The 14235-nt window shown below is 68.3% G+C and carries 12 protein-coding genes; 6 read left to right on the top strand and 6 right to left on the bottom strand.

Translation table 11 applies throughout. The features are described 5' to 3' along the window. Window positions 1–82: 82 nt before the first annotated feature. The gene (locus ACWF5H_RS07485) at window positions 83–1765 is read left to right on the top strand and encodes a thiamine pyrophosphate-binding protein (protein ID WP_452035899.1); all 1683 of its coding nucleotides are present in this window, start codon (window positions 83–85) and stop codon (window positions 1763–1765) included. 5 nt (window positions 1766–1770) lie between these two features. On the opposite strand, the gene ACWF5H_RS07480 is transcribed toward ACWF5H_RS07485, so the two are convergent. Beyond that, window positions 1771–2211: a QcrA and Rieske domain-containing protein gene (locus tag ACWF5H_RS07480; protein WP_452035898.1), complete on the bottom strand. Its 441-nt coding sequence runs from the start codon at window positions 2209–2211 to the stop codon at window positions 1771–1773. 72 nt (window positions 2212–2283) lie between these two features. After that, complete coding sequence (locus ACWF5H_RS07475; RefSeq protein ID WP_452035896.1) at window positions 2284–2751, bottom strand: QcrA and Rieske domain-containing protein; 468 nt, start codon at window positions 2749–2751, stop codon at window positions 2284–2286. Between the two features lie 358 nt (window positions 2752–3109). Between ACWF5H_RS07475 and ACWF5H_RS07470 the strand changes: the two genes are divergently transcribed. Then, window positions 3110–4762 carry an amidohydrolase gene (locus ACWF5H_RS07470; RefSeq protein ID WP_452036070.1) on the top strand — a complete coding sequence of 551 codons (1653 nt, stop codon included), beginning with the start codon at window positions 3110–3112 and terminating at the stop codon, window positions 4760–4762. Window positions 4763–4861: 99 nt separating this feature from the next. After that, window positions 4862–6064, top strand: a complete 1203-nt coding sequence (locus ACWF5H_RS07465; protein WP_452035894.1) for an MFS transporter — start codon at window positions 4862–4864, stop codon at window positions 6062–6064. A gap of 61 nt (window positions 6065–6125) precedes the next feature. Here ACWF5H_RS07465 and ACWF5H_RS07460 read toward each other — a convergent pair whose 3' ends face one another. Then, window positions 6126–8234, bottom strand: coding sequence for a 3-hydroxyacyl-CoA dehydrogenase NAD-binding domain-containing protein (locus tag ACWF5H_RS07460; protein ID WP_452035893.1), 2109 nt, complete (start codon window positions 8232–8234; stop codon window positions 6126–6128). Beyond that, a complete protein-coding gene (locus tag ACWF5H_RS07455; RefSeq protein ID WP_452035891.1) occupies window positions 8231–9508 on the bottom strand; it encodes a thiolase family protein in 1278 nt (425 codons plus the stop codon). Before ACWF5H_RS07455 ends, ACWF5H_RS07460 begins: the two co-directional genes overlap by 4 nt. A 112-nt stretch (window positions 9509–9620) precedes the next feature. Here ACWF5H_RS07455 and ACWF5H_RS07450 point away from each other — a divergent pair, with 112 nt between their 5' ends. Continuing rightward, on the top strand, window positions 9621–9995 hold the full coding sequence (locus ACWF5H_RS07450) for an ArsR/SmtB family transcription factor (protein ID WP_452035890.1): 375 nt from the start codon (window positions 9621–9623) through the stop codon (window positions 9993–9995). Then, a complete protein-coding gene (locus tag ACWF5H_RS07445; protein WP_452035889.1) occupies window positions 9992–10633 on the top strand; it encodes an SRPBCC family protein in 642 nt (213 codons plus the stop codon). The genes ACWF5H_RS07450 and ACWF5H_RS07445 overlap by 4 nt, the downstream gene beginning before the upstream one ends. 13 nt (window positions 10634–10646) lie before the next feature. On the opposite strand, the gene ACWF5H_RS07440 is transcribed toward ACWF5H_RS07445, so the two are convergent. Next, window positions 10647–11507 (bottom strand): LysR family transcriptional regulator, encoded by an 861-nt coding sequence (locus ACWF5H_RS07440; RefSeq protein WP_452035888.1) that lies wholly within the window; start codon window positions 11505–11507, stop codon window positions 10647–10649. A gap of 69 nt (window positions 11508–11576) precedes the next feature. Between ACWF5H_RS07440 and ACWF5H_RS07435 the strand changes: the two genes are divergently transcribed. After that, window positions 11577–12680 carry an EamA family transporter gene (locus tag ACWF5H_RS07435; RefSeq protein ID WP_452035886.1) on the top strand — a complete coding sequence of 368 codons (1104 nt, stop codon included), beginning with the start codon at window positions 11577–11579 and terminating at the stop codon, window positions 12678–12680. Here ACWF5H_RS07435 and ACWF5H_RS07430 read toward each other — a convergent pair. Then, a complete protein-coding gene (locus ACWF5H_RS07430) occupies window positions 12591–14072 on the bottom strand; it encodes an HRDC domain-containing protein (RefSeq protein WP_452035885.1) in 1482 nt (493 codons plus the stop codon). The genes ACWF5H_RS07435 and ACWF5H_RS07430 overlap by 90 nt on opposite strands. Window positions 14073–14235: the final 163 nt, after the last annotated feature.

Here is a 14235-nt window from a genome sequence, read left to right as displayed (position 1 = left end):
CGGTTCCCCGATCCGGCCAGCCCTGCGTCGGCCAGCCCACGTTTGGTCTTCAGCTTCACGCATCCTGAAAGAGAGTGCCCGCATGCACGCGCCCCGCAGCATCGCCGAACTAGTCGGCCAGACCTTGGCCGGGCTCGGCCCCGGACACGCCTTCGGTGTGGTGGGGAGCGGCAATTTCGCGGTCACTAACGCGCTGAAGGCCGCCGGCGTGCCGTTCACCGCCAGCCGGCATGAAGGCGGGGCGGCCACCATGGCGGACGCGTACTCCAGGATGTCCGGCAGGCTCGGCATAGTCTCCGTACACCAAGGCTGCGGACTGACCAACGCCGCCACCGGCATCGGCGAGGCGGCCAAGTCCCGGACGCCAATGCTGGTGCTGGCCGCCGAAACCGCCGGTGCGGCGGTCCGCTCCAACTTCGCCATGGACCAGCCGGGTTTTGCCCGCAGCGTGGGCGCAGTGTCCGAGCGGGTGCATTCGGCGGACAGCGCCGTCGCGGACACCGTCCGGGCTTACCGCACGGCCGTGAACGAACGCCGCACCGTGGTGCTGAACCTGCCGCTGGACGTGCAGGCCCAGCCGGCGCCCGCGCCCGCGTCCACGGCGGTCGGCCCGGCCGGCACGGTCTCCGCAGCGCAACCGGTCCGGCCGGCGCCTGCCGCCGCCGAAGCCCTCGCCGACCTGATCGCCGCAGCGGAACGTCCGGTCTTTGTGGCCGGCCGCGGCGCGCGCGAGGCAGGCCACCAGCTGCGGGCCCTGGCTGCCCACGCCGGCGCCTTGCTGGCCACGTCGGCCGTGGCCAAGGGGCTCTTCAACGGCGAGCCCTTCTCGCTGGGCATCTCCGGCGGCTTCTCCTCCCCGGTGGCCGCGGAACTGATCTCGGAAGCTGACCTGATTGTTGGTTTCGGCTGCACGCTGAACATGTGGACCATGCGCCAGGGGGCGTTGATCGGCCCCGGCGCCAAGGTGGCGCAGGTGGACGTGGAGGACTCCGCCCTCGGCGCCAACCGGCCGGTGGATCTCGGCATCATGGGGGACAGCGGGCAGACGGCCGACGCGGTGCTGGACATCCTCCGCGGACGTGGCCCGGCAGCCGCCAAGTACCGGACCGGGCCGGTCCGGGAGCGCATCAGCGGCCGCGTCCGCTGGCAGGACGTTCCCCTCGATGACCTGTCCACTGAGGACCGAATCGACCCGCGGCTGCTGACCGCCCGGCTGGACCAACTGCTGCCCCCCGACCGCATCGTTTCCGTCGATTCCGGCAACTTCATGGGTTATCCCAGCCAGTACCTGGAGGTTCCCGACGAGTTCGGCTTCTGCTTCACCCAGGCGTTCCAATCGATCGGCCTGGGACTGGCCACCTCGATCGGCGCCGCTCTGGCGCGGACGGACCGGCTGCCCGTCCTTGGCACCGGCGACGGCGGCTTCCTGATGTCGATCACGGAGCTGGAGACCGCCGTGCGGCTCGGCCTGCCGCTGGTGGTGATCGTCTACAACGACGCCGCCTACAGTGCCGAAGTGCACCACTTCGGCAACAACGACGGCGGTGCTCCCGTCGACCTGTCAACGGTCACCTTCCCGGACACGGACATCGCCGCGATCGCCCGCGGCTTCGGCGCGGACGGAATCACCGTGCGGACACTGGATGACCTCGCCGGCGTGTCCGCGTGGCTGGCGTCCTCGCCCGCCCGGCCCTTGGTCATCGACGCCAAGATCGCCTCCGACGGCGGCTCCTGGTGGCTGGCCGAGGCGTTCAAAGGGCACTGAGGGAATCAGACGGTGACGGTGATCCAGTCGCCGTCGATGGCGGCGGCGTAGCGGGGGAGCGGAGCCGGCGCGGGGCCACCGGTCACCGTGCCGTCGTCGAGCGCGAAGGTGGAGTTATGGCACGGACAGGAGAAATCGCTGTCCGTGGCGGTCACGGCGCAGCCTTGATGCGTGCACACCGCGCTGTAGGCGAGCACCGTCGTTTCATCGGGACGGTAGATGAGGATCTTCTGCCCCTCGGCTTCACCGCTGGCGCTGCCGCCTACCGGCACGTCGCTGAGCTTACCCACGCGGGTCGGCGTTCCATCGGTGGCGACGGGCGCAGCGGGAGCGCCTTGCGCGCCGGTGAAGTCCTGGAACGGAGAGCAGGCCGTCAGCGCGCCCACGGTACCCGCGGCGGTAGTGACGGTGAGTAGGGCTCGGCGTGACGGCGGGGAGGAGGTCATGTCCATTATTGTTCAGGATGTTCCTTGGAAGTTTCTAACCGAACCGCCGAAGCAGATGACGCAGCGCCGCAATCACACACTGACCGTGATCCAATCGCCGTCGATGGCGGCGGCAAAGCGTTGCAGCGGTTTCGGTGCGGGTCCGTCCAGCACCGTGCCATCCTGGGCGCTGTAAACAGAGCCATGGCAGGGACAATGGAACTCGGCACCCGCTGGCGCCACCGTGCAGCCCTGGTGCGTGCAGATGGCGCTAAAGGCCTCCACCGTTTCCTCCGCCGGACGGTAGACCAGCACTTTCTGTCCGTTGGCCTCGCCGCTGGCGCTGTCCCCGACGGCAACATCCGCGAGCTTCAGGACCTGTACCGGTGTGCCGCCGGAAGCTTCCGGCACCGGAGGTCCGCCGGATTGTCCGCTGTCCCCGGTCGCGGACTGGCCGCTGCCGCCTGTCGACGGGGCGCAAGCGGCCAGGACACAGGCAGAGCAGGCCGCCGCGGAAACACCGAGCAGTGAGCGCCTGGTGGGACTGACATCGAGACTCATGGGCTGGACCTTCCCCAACGCAACGTGCCGGATACCGATTGGTGACGGCGGGATGTTCCGTGGAGAGCGGGCTGTGCCCGAAAACAGGGCAGTGTGTGGAGGCGCCTCGGCCCCGGCGTACCCCGCCGTCATCCATAAAGACGTGTGAGTCGGCCGGGAGGTTCATTGCCCGGCCCGTCATCCAGCCGAAGATACCCAGGAGCCGTAATTCTCCTGCCGTAGAAATCAAGTCTCATGCTCTGAGAGTCAAGTCGAAAGGCGCCGGTCCCCCATACTCTGATGCTCATCAACTAAACGATTCAACAGCGAGGAGCAATACGTGGCCGCAGAGTTTGCTGATGTGGTGCTGGTCAACGGCATGATTGAGACCCTCGATGCGGACACGCCTCGCGCCACGGCCATGGCGGTCCGGGGCGGCGTCATCCAGGCAATAGGTGAGCGGGCCGAGGAACTGCGCGGGCCGGAGACCCTCATCGTCGATCTAGACGGCGCCTTCGTGATGCCCGGCCTGATGGATGTCCACAACCACCATATGATCGCCGGTCAGATGGACCTGTTTGAATTGGACGCGCCTCCTACGCTTGACCTGGACGGCTTCCTGGCAGCGATTGCCTCCTACGCGGCCGGACTTGAACCGGACGAATGGGTGGTCGGCGGCAGCTGGGGATCCGGCTTGATGAACGAAATGAACTCGGCGGACGCGCTGGCACGGCTGGATGCGGCAACGGGCGGCCGTCCTGCCCTGCTCAAAGACGATTCGAAGCACAACCGGTGGGCAAATTCGCGGGCCTTGGAGCTGGCCGGCATTGAGGCCGCCACGCCCGACCCCGAGGGTGGGCAGATTCTCCGTAATGAGTCCGGGGCGGCCACCGGGGTATTGATCGAGGCCGGCGGTGTGATCGTGGAGCAGACGCTGGCCCGCCTGCAGCCGGTGAGCACAGAGCAGTTGGCGCAGGCGGCCGCGCGCGGTATAGAGATCCTGCATTCCTACGGGGTCACGGGGTTCCAGGACGCGGCTGCCTCGCTCCCGCTGATGCGTGCGCTCAAACAGCTTGATGAGGACGGCCAGCTGCACGCCTGGGTGGTGTCCTCCATGCAAGCCAACGACTTCATTTTCGGCACCCAGCCATTGGGCGAGGGGATCATCGCCCACCGCGAAGAGACCCGTTCGCGCCATCACCGGCCGGACTTCATCAAGATTTTCCTCGACGGCGTTCCCCCGGCAGGCACGGCAGCCTTCATCGAGCCCTATCTGCCGGTGGCCGGATTTCCGGAGTGCCACTGCGGCGGGACCACGATGGATCCGGCGGAGTTGGAAGAATGGCTGATGAGTACGGCCGCCCGGGGAATCTCCGCCAAGATCCACTGCACCGGCGATGCCTCGGTCCGGCTGGTCCTGGACACCGTCGAAAAGGTGCGGGCCGCGGGCTACACCGAGCCAAAATACCACATCGCGCACGGACAGTTCGTGCATCCGGACGATATTGGCCGCTTTGCGCAGCTGGACGTTACCGCCGATATCTCACCATCGCTGTGGTTCCCCGGGGTGATCTCCGAGGCGATCGCCGCGGTGCTGCCCGCGGAGCGCGCGTCGCAGATGCAGCCGAATCGGAGCCTGCTTGACGCAGGTGCCCGGATCGCCGGCGGTTCGGACTGGCCGGTCAGCGTCTCGCCGAACGCGTGGGAAGGCATCTACGGTCTGGTAACCAGGCAAGACCCCACCGGCCAATTTCCGGGAACGCTGTGGAAAGAGCAAGCCATCACCTTGGATGAGGCCGTCCGCATCTACACGACGGCCAGTGCCGGAGCGATGGGCCTCGATGATGTCACCGGCTCGCTGGTGCCGGGTAAGTCCGCCGACTTCATTGTGCTGACGAACAACCCCTACGACGTACCCGTGGACGAGGTGCGCCACATCAGCGCACGGCAGACCTGGTTTGCCGGACGCAAGGTCTACGACGCCGCTGCATCCGATTCCGCTCCGACGGAAGCCGAAAAGGCTAACGCCTGACCCCTGCGTTCCGCTCATCCGCATGGACCACCCTGATGGCTTCGGCCGGGCCTGCGGGCCGAAGCCATCAGCTCTTCCACCCAATCCGAAAGGACACTCATGTCCGTAACCCTGACTTCCGCGCGCCCTGCCGCTGGCACGGACCGCGGAATCTACACCTACATAGCCGTTTTCAGCGCCGTCTTGTACATGGTGCTGCTGATCGCCCCGGTGATCGCGGGCAAGCTGATCGCGCAGTTCGGTCTGACGCCCACTGAGCTGGGCATGCTGTTCTCGCTCGAGCTGGGCGCCTTCAGTCTCGCCACGGTGCCGGCCTACCTGTGGCTGAACCGGTTGAACCTGAGGACCGTCACCTACGTTTGCGCCGCCGTCGCCATTGCGGGCAACCTGGCGTCCGGCTTCCTGGACAGCTTCGCGCTGCTGGTGGTCGCTCGTGTGATTACATCGCTGGCGGCCGGATCCATCACGGTCATCATCCTCACCCTCAGCGGTAAGACTGCCAACCCCAGCCGCGGTTTCGGCGTCTTTGTGGTGTTCCAACTGTTGACGGGGGCCGTGATTCTGTTCGCGTTCCCGGTTTTGTATGCCGACGCGAACGTCTCCGCCATCTACTGGACCATGGCCGCCCTCACCGCCTGCTGCCTGCCCGTGGTGCGGATGATCGACGGCGACATGCTGCGCCGTCCCGCAGCGGCAGCGAGTATCCATGCGGCGGCGGATTCAGCGGCTGCGGACAAGGAACCCGCGCGCGCAGGCTCCAAGCTGAAGTTCGTGATCGGCCTGGCGGCCGTGCTGCTGTTCTACATCGGCCTCAGCGGAGTGTGGTCCTTCATGGCGCAGATTTCGGGCGGCGCGGGCATCGATCTCTCCACCTCCAGCCTGGTCCTGGCCATCGCCACGATTCCGGGCATCGCGGCGCCGCTGGTGGCAACCTTCCTGGGCGACAGCCCGAAGCGCAAGTGGTTCCTGCTGACTGGCTACCTCGCGCTGGGCGGCAGCGTGGCGCTGCTGTTCGGGGCCCCGGGACTCATTCGGTTCGCGCTTGCCGCGCTGATCTTCAAGTTCGCCTGGACCTTCATCCTGCCGTATCTGCTCGCATCCCTGTCTGACATCGGCGGCAGCCACGTGATGAACTCGACCAACCTGATGATCGGTACAGGCTTCGCCATCGGGCCCGTGGTCAGCGGCATGCTGATCGAGTCCTCCGGCGGCGGCTTTGGCGGCATGCTGCTGCTGGCGGTCATCGCGGTGCTGGTTTCGATGGGATGCGCCATGGCCATCCAGCGCCCGGCCCGCTCCTGACCGAAACACGCCGGCACACCTCGCCGCTGGCAGTTGCCGGCGGCGAGGCGTTCCGCACGCGCTAGCTGTCGGCGTGGAACTTCCGGCCGTTGACCCGTTCGGAGGCACCGGCGCGGTCCAAGTAGGGGGTGATGCCGCCCAGGTGCAGCGGCCAGCCGGCGCCCATGATCATGCACAGGTCGATGTCCTGGGGCGCGGCGACTACGCCTTCGTCCAGCATGAGCCCGATTTCCTCGGCCAGTGCGTCCTGGGTGCGGCGGAGCAGCTGCTCGGAGCTGCTGGGGGAGTCGCCGAATTCCAGCAGCGCGAGGGTGGCCTCCGGGATGACCTGCCGGCCGTCCTCGTCCGCCACCCAGAGGGACTTGATGCCGTTGTCGATGAGCCGCTGCTGATTGGCCGAGACCCGGAACCGTTCGCCAAACGCGGCATGCTGGGCCACCGGGATGCCGACCATGGCCAACAGGGTGAACGGCGTCATCGGCAGGCCCATCGGCTTGAGCGCGTTGTCGGCTACGTCGGCGGGGGTGCCTTCGTCGAACGCGTTCGCCACCTCGCCCATCATCCGCAGCAGCACGCGGTTCACCACGAAGGCTGCGGCGTCCTGGACCAGCACGGTGGTCTTCTTGAGCGCCTTGCCCAGCACGAACGCGGTGGAGAGGACCTCGTCGCTGGTCTTCGGGGCGCGCACAATTTCCAGCAGCGGCATGACGGCCACCGGGTTGAAGAAGTGGAAACCGACCACGCGTTCCGGGTGCAGCAGGTCCGCCGCCATCTCGGTGACGGAGAGCGAGGAGGTGTTGGTGGCAAGGATGCAGTCCTCGGAGACCACCGCTTCCACCTCGGCGAAGACCTGCTTCTTGACAGAGAGTTCCTCGAAGACGGCCTCGATCACGAAGTCGGCGTCCGCGAAGGCTTCCTTGGAGACCGAGCCGGTGACCAGGGCTTTGGTGCGGTTGGCCGCATCGGCGGAGATGCGTTTTTTGGCCAGCAGCTTGTCCACTTCGGCATGGACGTAGCCCACGCCCTTGTCCACCCGGGCCTGGTCGATGTCCGTCATGACCACCGGTACCTTCAGCTGGCGGGCGAACAGCAGGGCCAGTTGGCTGGCCATCAGGCCGGCGCCGACCACGCCCACCTTGGTGACAGGCCGGGCCAGCTGCGGGTCCGGCGCGCCGGCGGGGCGCTTGGAGCGCTTTTGCACCAGCTCAAGGAAGGCGTAGACGGTGTCCCGGAAGTGCGGGGTCTGCATCAGCTCCGCGAGCGCTTCGACTTCCAGGTCGGCGGATTCCTGCTGGCTCTTGCCGCGGCCGGCTTCCATCACGTCCAGCACCTTGGCCGGTGCGGGCGCGGCGTTGGCGGTCTTCGCTTCAATGAAGGCGCGCCCGGTGGCGATGGCCTGGTCCCAGTCCGTTTCCGTGGCGGCGGACTGCTCGGCGCGGCGGATTGCCACCTGCCGGCGGGCGTCGTCGTCGTTCAGGATCCGGGCGGCCCATGCCAGCGACTGCTCCAGGAAGTCCGCCGGCTCGAATAAGGCGTCGGCGATGCCGAGTTGGTGGGCGGCTGTGCCGTTGAGCGTCTTGTTGTTGCTCAGCGGGTTCTCGATCATCACCTTGACCGCGTTGGCCGGGCCGATCAGCCGCGGCAGGCGGTAGACGCCGCCCCAGCCGGGGATCAGGCCGAGGAAGGCTTCCGGCAGCGAGATGCCGTTGGCGCCGTCGGAGACCGTGCGGTAGTCGGCGGCCAACGCGATTTCCAGCCCGCCGCCCATCGCCGCACCGTTGATGAAGGCGAAGGTCGGCACCCCCATAGACGCGAGCGTGGCGTAGGCGTCATGGCCTAGCCGGGCCATGGCCCGCCCGTCTTCGGGGTCGGCGAGCTTCCCCACGCTGCCCAGGTCTGCACCGGCCACGAGGTAGTACGGCTTGCCGGTGACGGCGACGGCGCAGATCCCGCCGGCAGCGGCCCGGGCCTTGAGCCCTTCGAGCGCGGTGCCCAGCTCCACCAGGGTGTTCGGTCCCAGCGTGGTGGGCTTGCGGTGGTCCAGGTCGTTGTCCAGGGTCAGCAGTGCCAAAGTCCCGGCCCCTGGCAGCTCCACGTCCCGGACATAGGAGTGGGTGACTGTCTCGTCCGCGAACTTGGCGGCCAAGGCGGTGAAATCGGCGGCGGTCATGCGAGGTCCTCTCCTGCGGAAACGGCGGCGGTCGCGGCAGCGGTCTGGTGGTTGCGGCCCGAGTAGTTTGCGTGGTGCGGGTTCTCCCAGATTACGGTCCCGCCCATGCCCAGCCCGATGCACATGGTAGTCAGCCCGTACCGAACCGACGGGTCGTCGTGGAACTGGCGGGCCAACTGGGTCATCAGCCGCACTCCGGAGGCGGCCAGCGGATGCCCGACGGCGATGGCTCCGCCGAAGCGGTTGACCCGGGGATCGTCGTCGGCAATGCCGTAGTGATCCAAGAACGAGAGGACCTGTACCGCGAAGGCCTCGTTGATCTCGAACAGGCCGATATCCGCGATGTCCAGGCCGGCCATCTTCAGGGCCTTCTCGGTGGCAGGGACGGGCCCGATGCCCATCACCTCGGGCTCCACTCCGGCGAAGGCGTAGGAGACCAGCCGCATCTTCACGGGAAGGCCCAGCTCCGCGGCGGCTTCCGCGGAGGCCAGCAGCGAGGCCGTGGCGCCGTCGTTCAGGCCGGCGGCATTGCCGGCGGTGACCCTGCCGTGCGGACGGAACGGGGTGCGCAGCCCGGCCAGGTCCTCGCGGGTGGTGCCCGGACGCGGCGGCTCGTCGGCGCTGTGCAGCGACCACCCCTCGCCCGGCTTCCGGCCGGCCACCGGCACCAGGTCGGGTTGGATCTTGCCGTCCTGGTAGGCGGCGGCGAGCTTGGCCTGGCTGGCCGCGGCGTAGGCATCGGCGCGGTCCTTGGTGATGGCGGGAAAGCGGTCGTGCAGGTTTTCCGCAGTGTTGCCCATATTCAGCGCGGCGGGGTCCACCAAGCGCTCGCTGGCAAACCGCGGGTTCGGATCCACGCCCTGGCCCATCGGATGGTTCCCCATGTGTTCCACGCCGCCGGCCACCACCACGTCGTAGGCGCCGAAGGCGATGCCGCCGGCCGTCGTCGTCACCGCCGTCATCGCTCCGGCGCACATCCGGTCGATCGCGAAGCCGGGCACCGAACGGGGCAGCCCGGCAAGCAGCGCCGCGGTACGGCCGATGGTCAGGCCCTGGTCGCCGGTCTGCGTTGTGGCGGCGATGGCCACGTCATCGATGCGCTCGGGCGGCAGCGACGGGTTGCGGCGAAGCAGTTCACGGACGCATTTGACCACCAGGTCGTCGGCCCGGGTGCCGGCGTGGATGCCCTTCTCACCCGCTTTGCCGAACGGAGTGCGGACGCCGTCGACGAAGACGACGTCACGCAGGGCACGGGGCGCGGACGTAGGGCTCACTGGAACCTCCATGAGAAGTGCGACACAGTACAAGCCACATGTTACCCGCGGGTAACTTAGCCAGCAAGTGGAAGCTGCTGCTTCATAAGCGTTGACTTATATAAGTAGGGGCTTGTATTCTCGCCCTGTGCACGCGTTTGATGTCCTCGGCGATCCGGTCCGCCGCCGCATTCTGGAACTGCTCGCCGACGGGGAGCAAACCTCCGGGGCGGTGACGGCGATGGTTGCCGACGAGTTCGGCATCAGCCAGCCCGCCGTCTCCCAGCACCTGCGGGTGCTGCGGGAGAGCGGGTTCGCACGCGTGCGGGCCGAAGGGACCCGCCGCATCTACGCCGTCTCCGCCGAGCCCCTGCGCGGAGTGGACGACTGGCTGGAGAGGTTCCGCCACACCTGGCAGCCGCGGCTTGACGCCCTTGCCACCGAGATTGCCCGCGGCAAGCGGGCTCGACGTACCGAGCAAGAGACTGAGCACGAGGAGACACCATGAGCACCATCGACGAGACCACCGCCGCGGCCACCGACCGGCACCTGGCCATCGAAGACCGCGACGGGACGCGGGCGTACATTGCCACCATCTCCCGCACCTACCCGACCACCACCGTGGACCTGTGGGACGCGGTGACGACGCCCGAGCGGATCCGCCGCTGGTTCACCCCGGTGACCGGAGACCTGCGCCTGGGTGGACGCTACCAGCTCGAGGGCAACGCCTCGGGCGAGGTGACGGCCTGCGACGCCCCGCGCTCCTTCGCCGCCACGTGGGAGTTCGGCGGCGGGATCTCCTGGATCGCGGTCCGCGTCGATGAGGCGGAGGGTGGGGCGAAATTCACGCTTGAGCACACCGCACACGCCACGGAGGGGAGCACGGAGTTTTGGGACACCTACGGGCCGGGCGCAACCGGCGTGGGCTGGGACCTCGGGATGCTCGGGCTGGCCTTGCACCTGGAGAAGCCGGAGGCACAGCGGTCCATCGAGGACGAAGAAGCGTGGGCGGGCTCTGCGGAGGGCCGGGCGTTCATCAAGGCCGCCAGCGCAGCTTGGGGCGAAACCAGCATGGCCGTGGGCACACCCCGCGAGGCCGCGCTCGCAGCCGCCGAGCGCACCACACGGTTCTACACCGGCAGCTGATCGGGTTCCGCAGCTAGGCGGTCGCGTACAGCCGGGTGACCGCATCCACCAAGTCGTCCAGGCCGTTGGGCCGCTCATTGTGCCGCCAGGCGAGCCTGACGGCGATGCGGGGACCGTCCTTGATGGGCCGGTAGGAGACGCCGGGGCGAACGTGATGGTGCGCGGTAGCCTCCGCGGTGGTTCCCACGCCGCGCCCGGCGGCAACGGCGTCGAGCCAGTTGTCCACGTCGGAGGATTCGAGGAACCGGGGCGGATGGTCGGCGCCAATCCAGAGCCGGCTGCTGGTAGTGCCGACCCGCGGATCGATGATCACGGTCCGGTCGGCTATCTCGGCCATGCTCAGCTGCCGCCGCCGCGACCAGTGCGGGTCGTCTGAGGCGAAGGCCACCAGCCGGCGTTCCAGTCCCACCACCAGGGAGTCGAAGCGCTTCTCATCGACCGGCTGCCGCACGATCGCCACGTCGCACAGGCCCTCGGCCAGGCCGGCGGTGGGCGAGTTGTGCCGGACCAGGTCCAGGTCGATGGATTCGTGCTGCCTGGCCCAGTCCCGCTGCAGGCGCGTGGTGTGCCGCCCCAAGGCCGCCCAGGCATATCCCAGCCGCAAGATCCCGTGGCGCGAGGTGAGGAACTGGGTGAACCGGTCCGCCTCGGACAGTACCCGGCGTGCCTGCGGTAGGAGTTGTTGTCCGGTGCTGGTCAGCTCGCACCCGCGAGGGACTCGCCGCAAGAGCGTGTCTCCGGCGGTCTTCTCCAAGGCCGCGATGGTGCGCGAGACAGCCGCCTGCGAGACGTGCAGTTGAGCCGCTGCCTCAGTGAACGAACCAGCCTCGGCGGCTGTCAGGAAAAACCGCAGTTCCCGCAGGTTCCAGTCCATGACCCAAGCGTATGGCAATGCCGAAACATGCACTAGGCTCATGCGGTCGCGGATACCTACTGTGGGCGTATGGACAAGATCGGAACGGCCGCCCCCGGCCGCAACGCTGCAGGAGCGGGCCAGCAGCTCAATGCCGAGACCGCAACCGCACCTCAGCGCAACGCCGGGATCGCCATGATGCTGGCTAGTTCGGCGTCGAACCAGACGGGGGCCGCGCTGGGTGCCTTGGCGTTCCCGGCGATCGGCCCGGTCGGCGTGGTTGCGGTCCGCCAGATCGTCACCGCACTGGTCCTGGCGCCGATCGTGCGGCCAAAATTCCGCGGCTTGGGCAAGGCACAGTGGTGGCCGCTCCTCGGCCTGATGCTGGTGTTCAGCGTGATGAACCTTAGCCTGTATGCGGCTATCGACCGCATCGGCATTGGCCTGGCCGTTACCCTCGAGTTTCTCGGCCCGCTCACCGTGGCGATCGCCAGCTCACGGCGCGTGCTCGACATTGCCTGTGCCGTCCTGGCCGGTGTCGGCGTGGTGGTATTGACTGATCCCGGCTCCGGCAACAGCGACCTCATCGGCATGGGGCTGGCCCTGCTGGCCGCGGCGGCCTGGGGCTGCTACATCCTGCTCAACCGCACGCTCGGCCAGCGGCTTCCCGGGCTCCAAGGAACCGCGGCGGCCAGCCTGTTGACCGCCGCCGCCTGGACGCCGATCGCCGCGTTCTGGTTCGCCGTGCACGTCCCCACGGCTGGAGCCCTGGCCCTCGCGGCCGTTTGCGGGCTGATGTCCTCGATCGTGCCCTATGCCACGGACTTGCTCGCCCTGCGCCGGGTGCCTACGCCGTTGTTCGGCACCTTCACCAGCATCAATCCGGTCTGGGCGGCCCTGGCCGGATGGCTCGTGCTCCACCAGGCGCTCCGTCTGAACGAATGGGCTGGCATCGGCCTGATCGTGGTCAGCAACGTGGTGGCTTCCGCGCGCGGTTTGGCGGTGTCCGCAGACCGGCCCCAGGACAGCGCGGGACCAGCACAGGAGCGACCATGCCGGGAGGGACACGGCCGGAAAACACGGACAGTGCCGCCCGCGGAGCGGTCAGGCGGGGGAGCGCCGTTCGCGCCGGCGCCGGCGGATGGTGCCGGAAGCGGCGCCGACGGACGTGGCGGTCGCCGCGGCGGGGGCTGACGGCGCGGCTGCACCGGCCACAGCGCCGGAGGAAGACCGCCGCCGCACCGAGGTGCGGGCACCGTCGTCGCTGGTGTCTTTCGGCTGCTCCTCGCGTTCCTTCACCGCCAGCGGCTCCGGGTTGGCGTAGGCTTCGGCCAGCAGGCCGGCGGTGAGCCGGCGCTGCCAGGACCGGGCGCCGAGCTCTTCCAGGGCGGCGTCCACGGTCTGTTCCGTGATGGGCTCCGGTGGACGCCACGCGGTGCGGCGCAGGTAGTCGGGGGTGAGCAGGTTTTCCACCGGCATGTCCAACTGCTCGGCGAGGGTGGCCAAGCGGGGCCGGACGGTTTGCAGCCGGGCCGCGGCGGCCGGGTCCTTGTCCGCCCAGGAGCGCGGCGGCGGGGGAGCGTTGGTGGGCAGGTGCAGCGGAGGCAGTTCCATCTGGTTCCGGGCAATCGCAATGCAGCGCAGCCAGCGCGGTGCTTCACGCTGGGCCGCCCGCCCGTGGAAGCCGTGGGTCTCCAGCAGTTGCGGGACGGTGGCCGGCATGGCCTTGGCAGCGGCGACGACGGCGGAGTCCGGAATCAGCCTTCCCGGGGCAACGTCGCGCTTGGCGGCCAGGGCTTCACGTTCGGTCCAGAGTTCGCGCACGGCGGCCAGCTGCCGACGGTCGCGGATCTGGTGCAGGCCGGAGGTGCGCCGCCACGGATCTACGCGCGGCGGCGACGGCGGTGCGGTGCGGACGGCCTCAAACTCCTCCAACGCGTAGTCGAGCTTGCCGGCGTCCTGCAGCTTGGCGATCAAGGCCTCGCGGAGCTCGACCAGCACCTCGACGTCGAGGGCCGCATACCGAAGCCAAGGCTCGGGCAAGGGGCGCGTGGACCAGTCGGCGGCGGAATGCTCCTTGGCCAGGGTGAAGCCGAGCAGCGATTCGATCACAGCGGCCAGTCCCACTCGGGGCATCCCGGCGAGCCGGGCGGCCAGTTCGGTGTCGAAGAGTTTGTCCGGCCACATGCCCAGTTCGGACAGGCACGGCAGGTCTTGGGTGGCGGCGTGCAGGATCCATTCGACGCCGCGCAGCGAATCGTTGAGCAGCTTGAGGTCGCTGAACGGCTCGGGGTCGATCAGCCAGGTGCCGGCTCCCTCGCGCCGCAACTGGACCAGGAACGCCCGCTGTCCATAGCGGAAGCCGGAGGCCCGCTCGGCATCGATGGCGACCGGTCCGGTCCCCGCCGCCAGCGCGTCGGCAGCACGTTGCAGTCCTGATTCGGTGGCGATGACCAAGGGGACGCCTTCGCGCGGCGCATCGAGGTGGATCAGCTCGGGAGCCTGCTCCTGGGGTTCTGCGGCGTCGTTGGAAGTGCTCTGGTCTGGGCCGTTGTGCCCGGACGCGTCCGAAGTCAAGGAGCTCATGATCCGTTCAGTTTAGGCCAGCAGTATGCGCAGGGCCGAATATATGAGACCGGGAACATTCGTGTTGCCCGCCCGGCGGCGGTTTCGCCGGGTTCGGCGGTTCCGGATAGTGCTCGAAATCCAGCTCCTCCGGTGCGGTCTCTAGGAAAGACGTTCCTCTCGT

This window comes from Arthrobacter sp. NPDC055138 (genome assembly GCF_053607305.1).
This window is presented reverse-complemented; position numbering and strand designations above follow the sequence as displayed.

Coding starts and splice junctions, on each gene's coding strand:
- ACWF5H_RS07485 (WP_452035899.1), top strand. CDS start 83: ATGCACGCGCCCCGCAGCATCGCCGAACTAGTCGGCCAGACCTTGGCC.
- ACWF5H_RS07480 (WP_452035898.1), bottom strand. CDS start 2,211: ATGACCTCCTCCCCGCCGTCACGCCGAGCCCTACTCACCGTCACTACC.
- ACWF5H_RS07475 (WP_452035896.1), bottom strand. CDS start 2,751: ATGAGTCTCGATGTCAGTCCCACCAGGCGCTCACTGCTCGGTGTTTCC.
- ACWF5H_RS07470 (WP_452036070.1), top strand. CDS start 3,110: ATGATTGAGACCCTCGATGCGGACACGCCTCGCGCCACGGCCATGGCG.
- ACWF5H_RS07465 (WP_452035894.1), top strand. CDS start 4,862: ATGTCCGTAACCCTGACTTCCGCGCGCCCTGCCGCTGGCACGGACCGC.
- ACWF5H_RS07460 (WP_452035893.1), bottom strand. CDS start 8,234: ATGACCGCCGCCGATTTCACCGCCTTGGCCGCCAAGTTCGCGGACGAG.
- ACWF5H_RS07445 (WP_452035889.1), top strand. CDS start 9,992: ATGAGCACCATCGACGAGACCACCGCCGCGGCCACCGACCGGCACCTG.
- ACWF5H_RS07440 (WP_452035888.1), bottom strand. CDS start 11,507: ATGGACTGGAACCTGCGGGAACTGCGGTTTTTCCTGACAGCCGCCGAG.
- ACWF5H_RS07435 (WP_452035886.1), top strand. CDS start 11,577: ATGGACAAGATCGGAACGGCCGCCCCCGGCCGCAACGCTGCAGGAGCG.
- ACWF5H_RS07430 (WP_452035885.1), bottom strand. CDS start 14,072: ATGAGCTCCTTGACTTCGGACGCGTCCGGGCACAACGGCCCAGACCAG.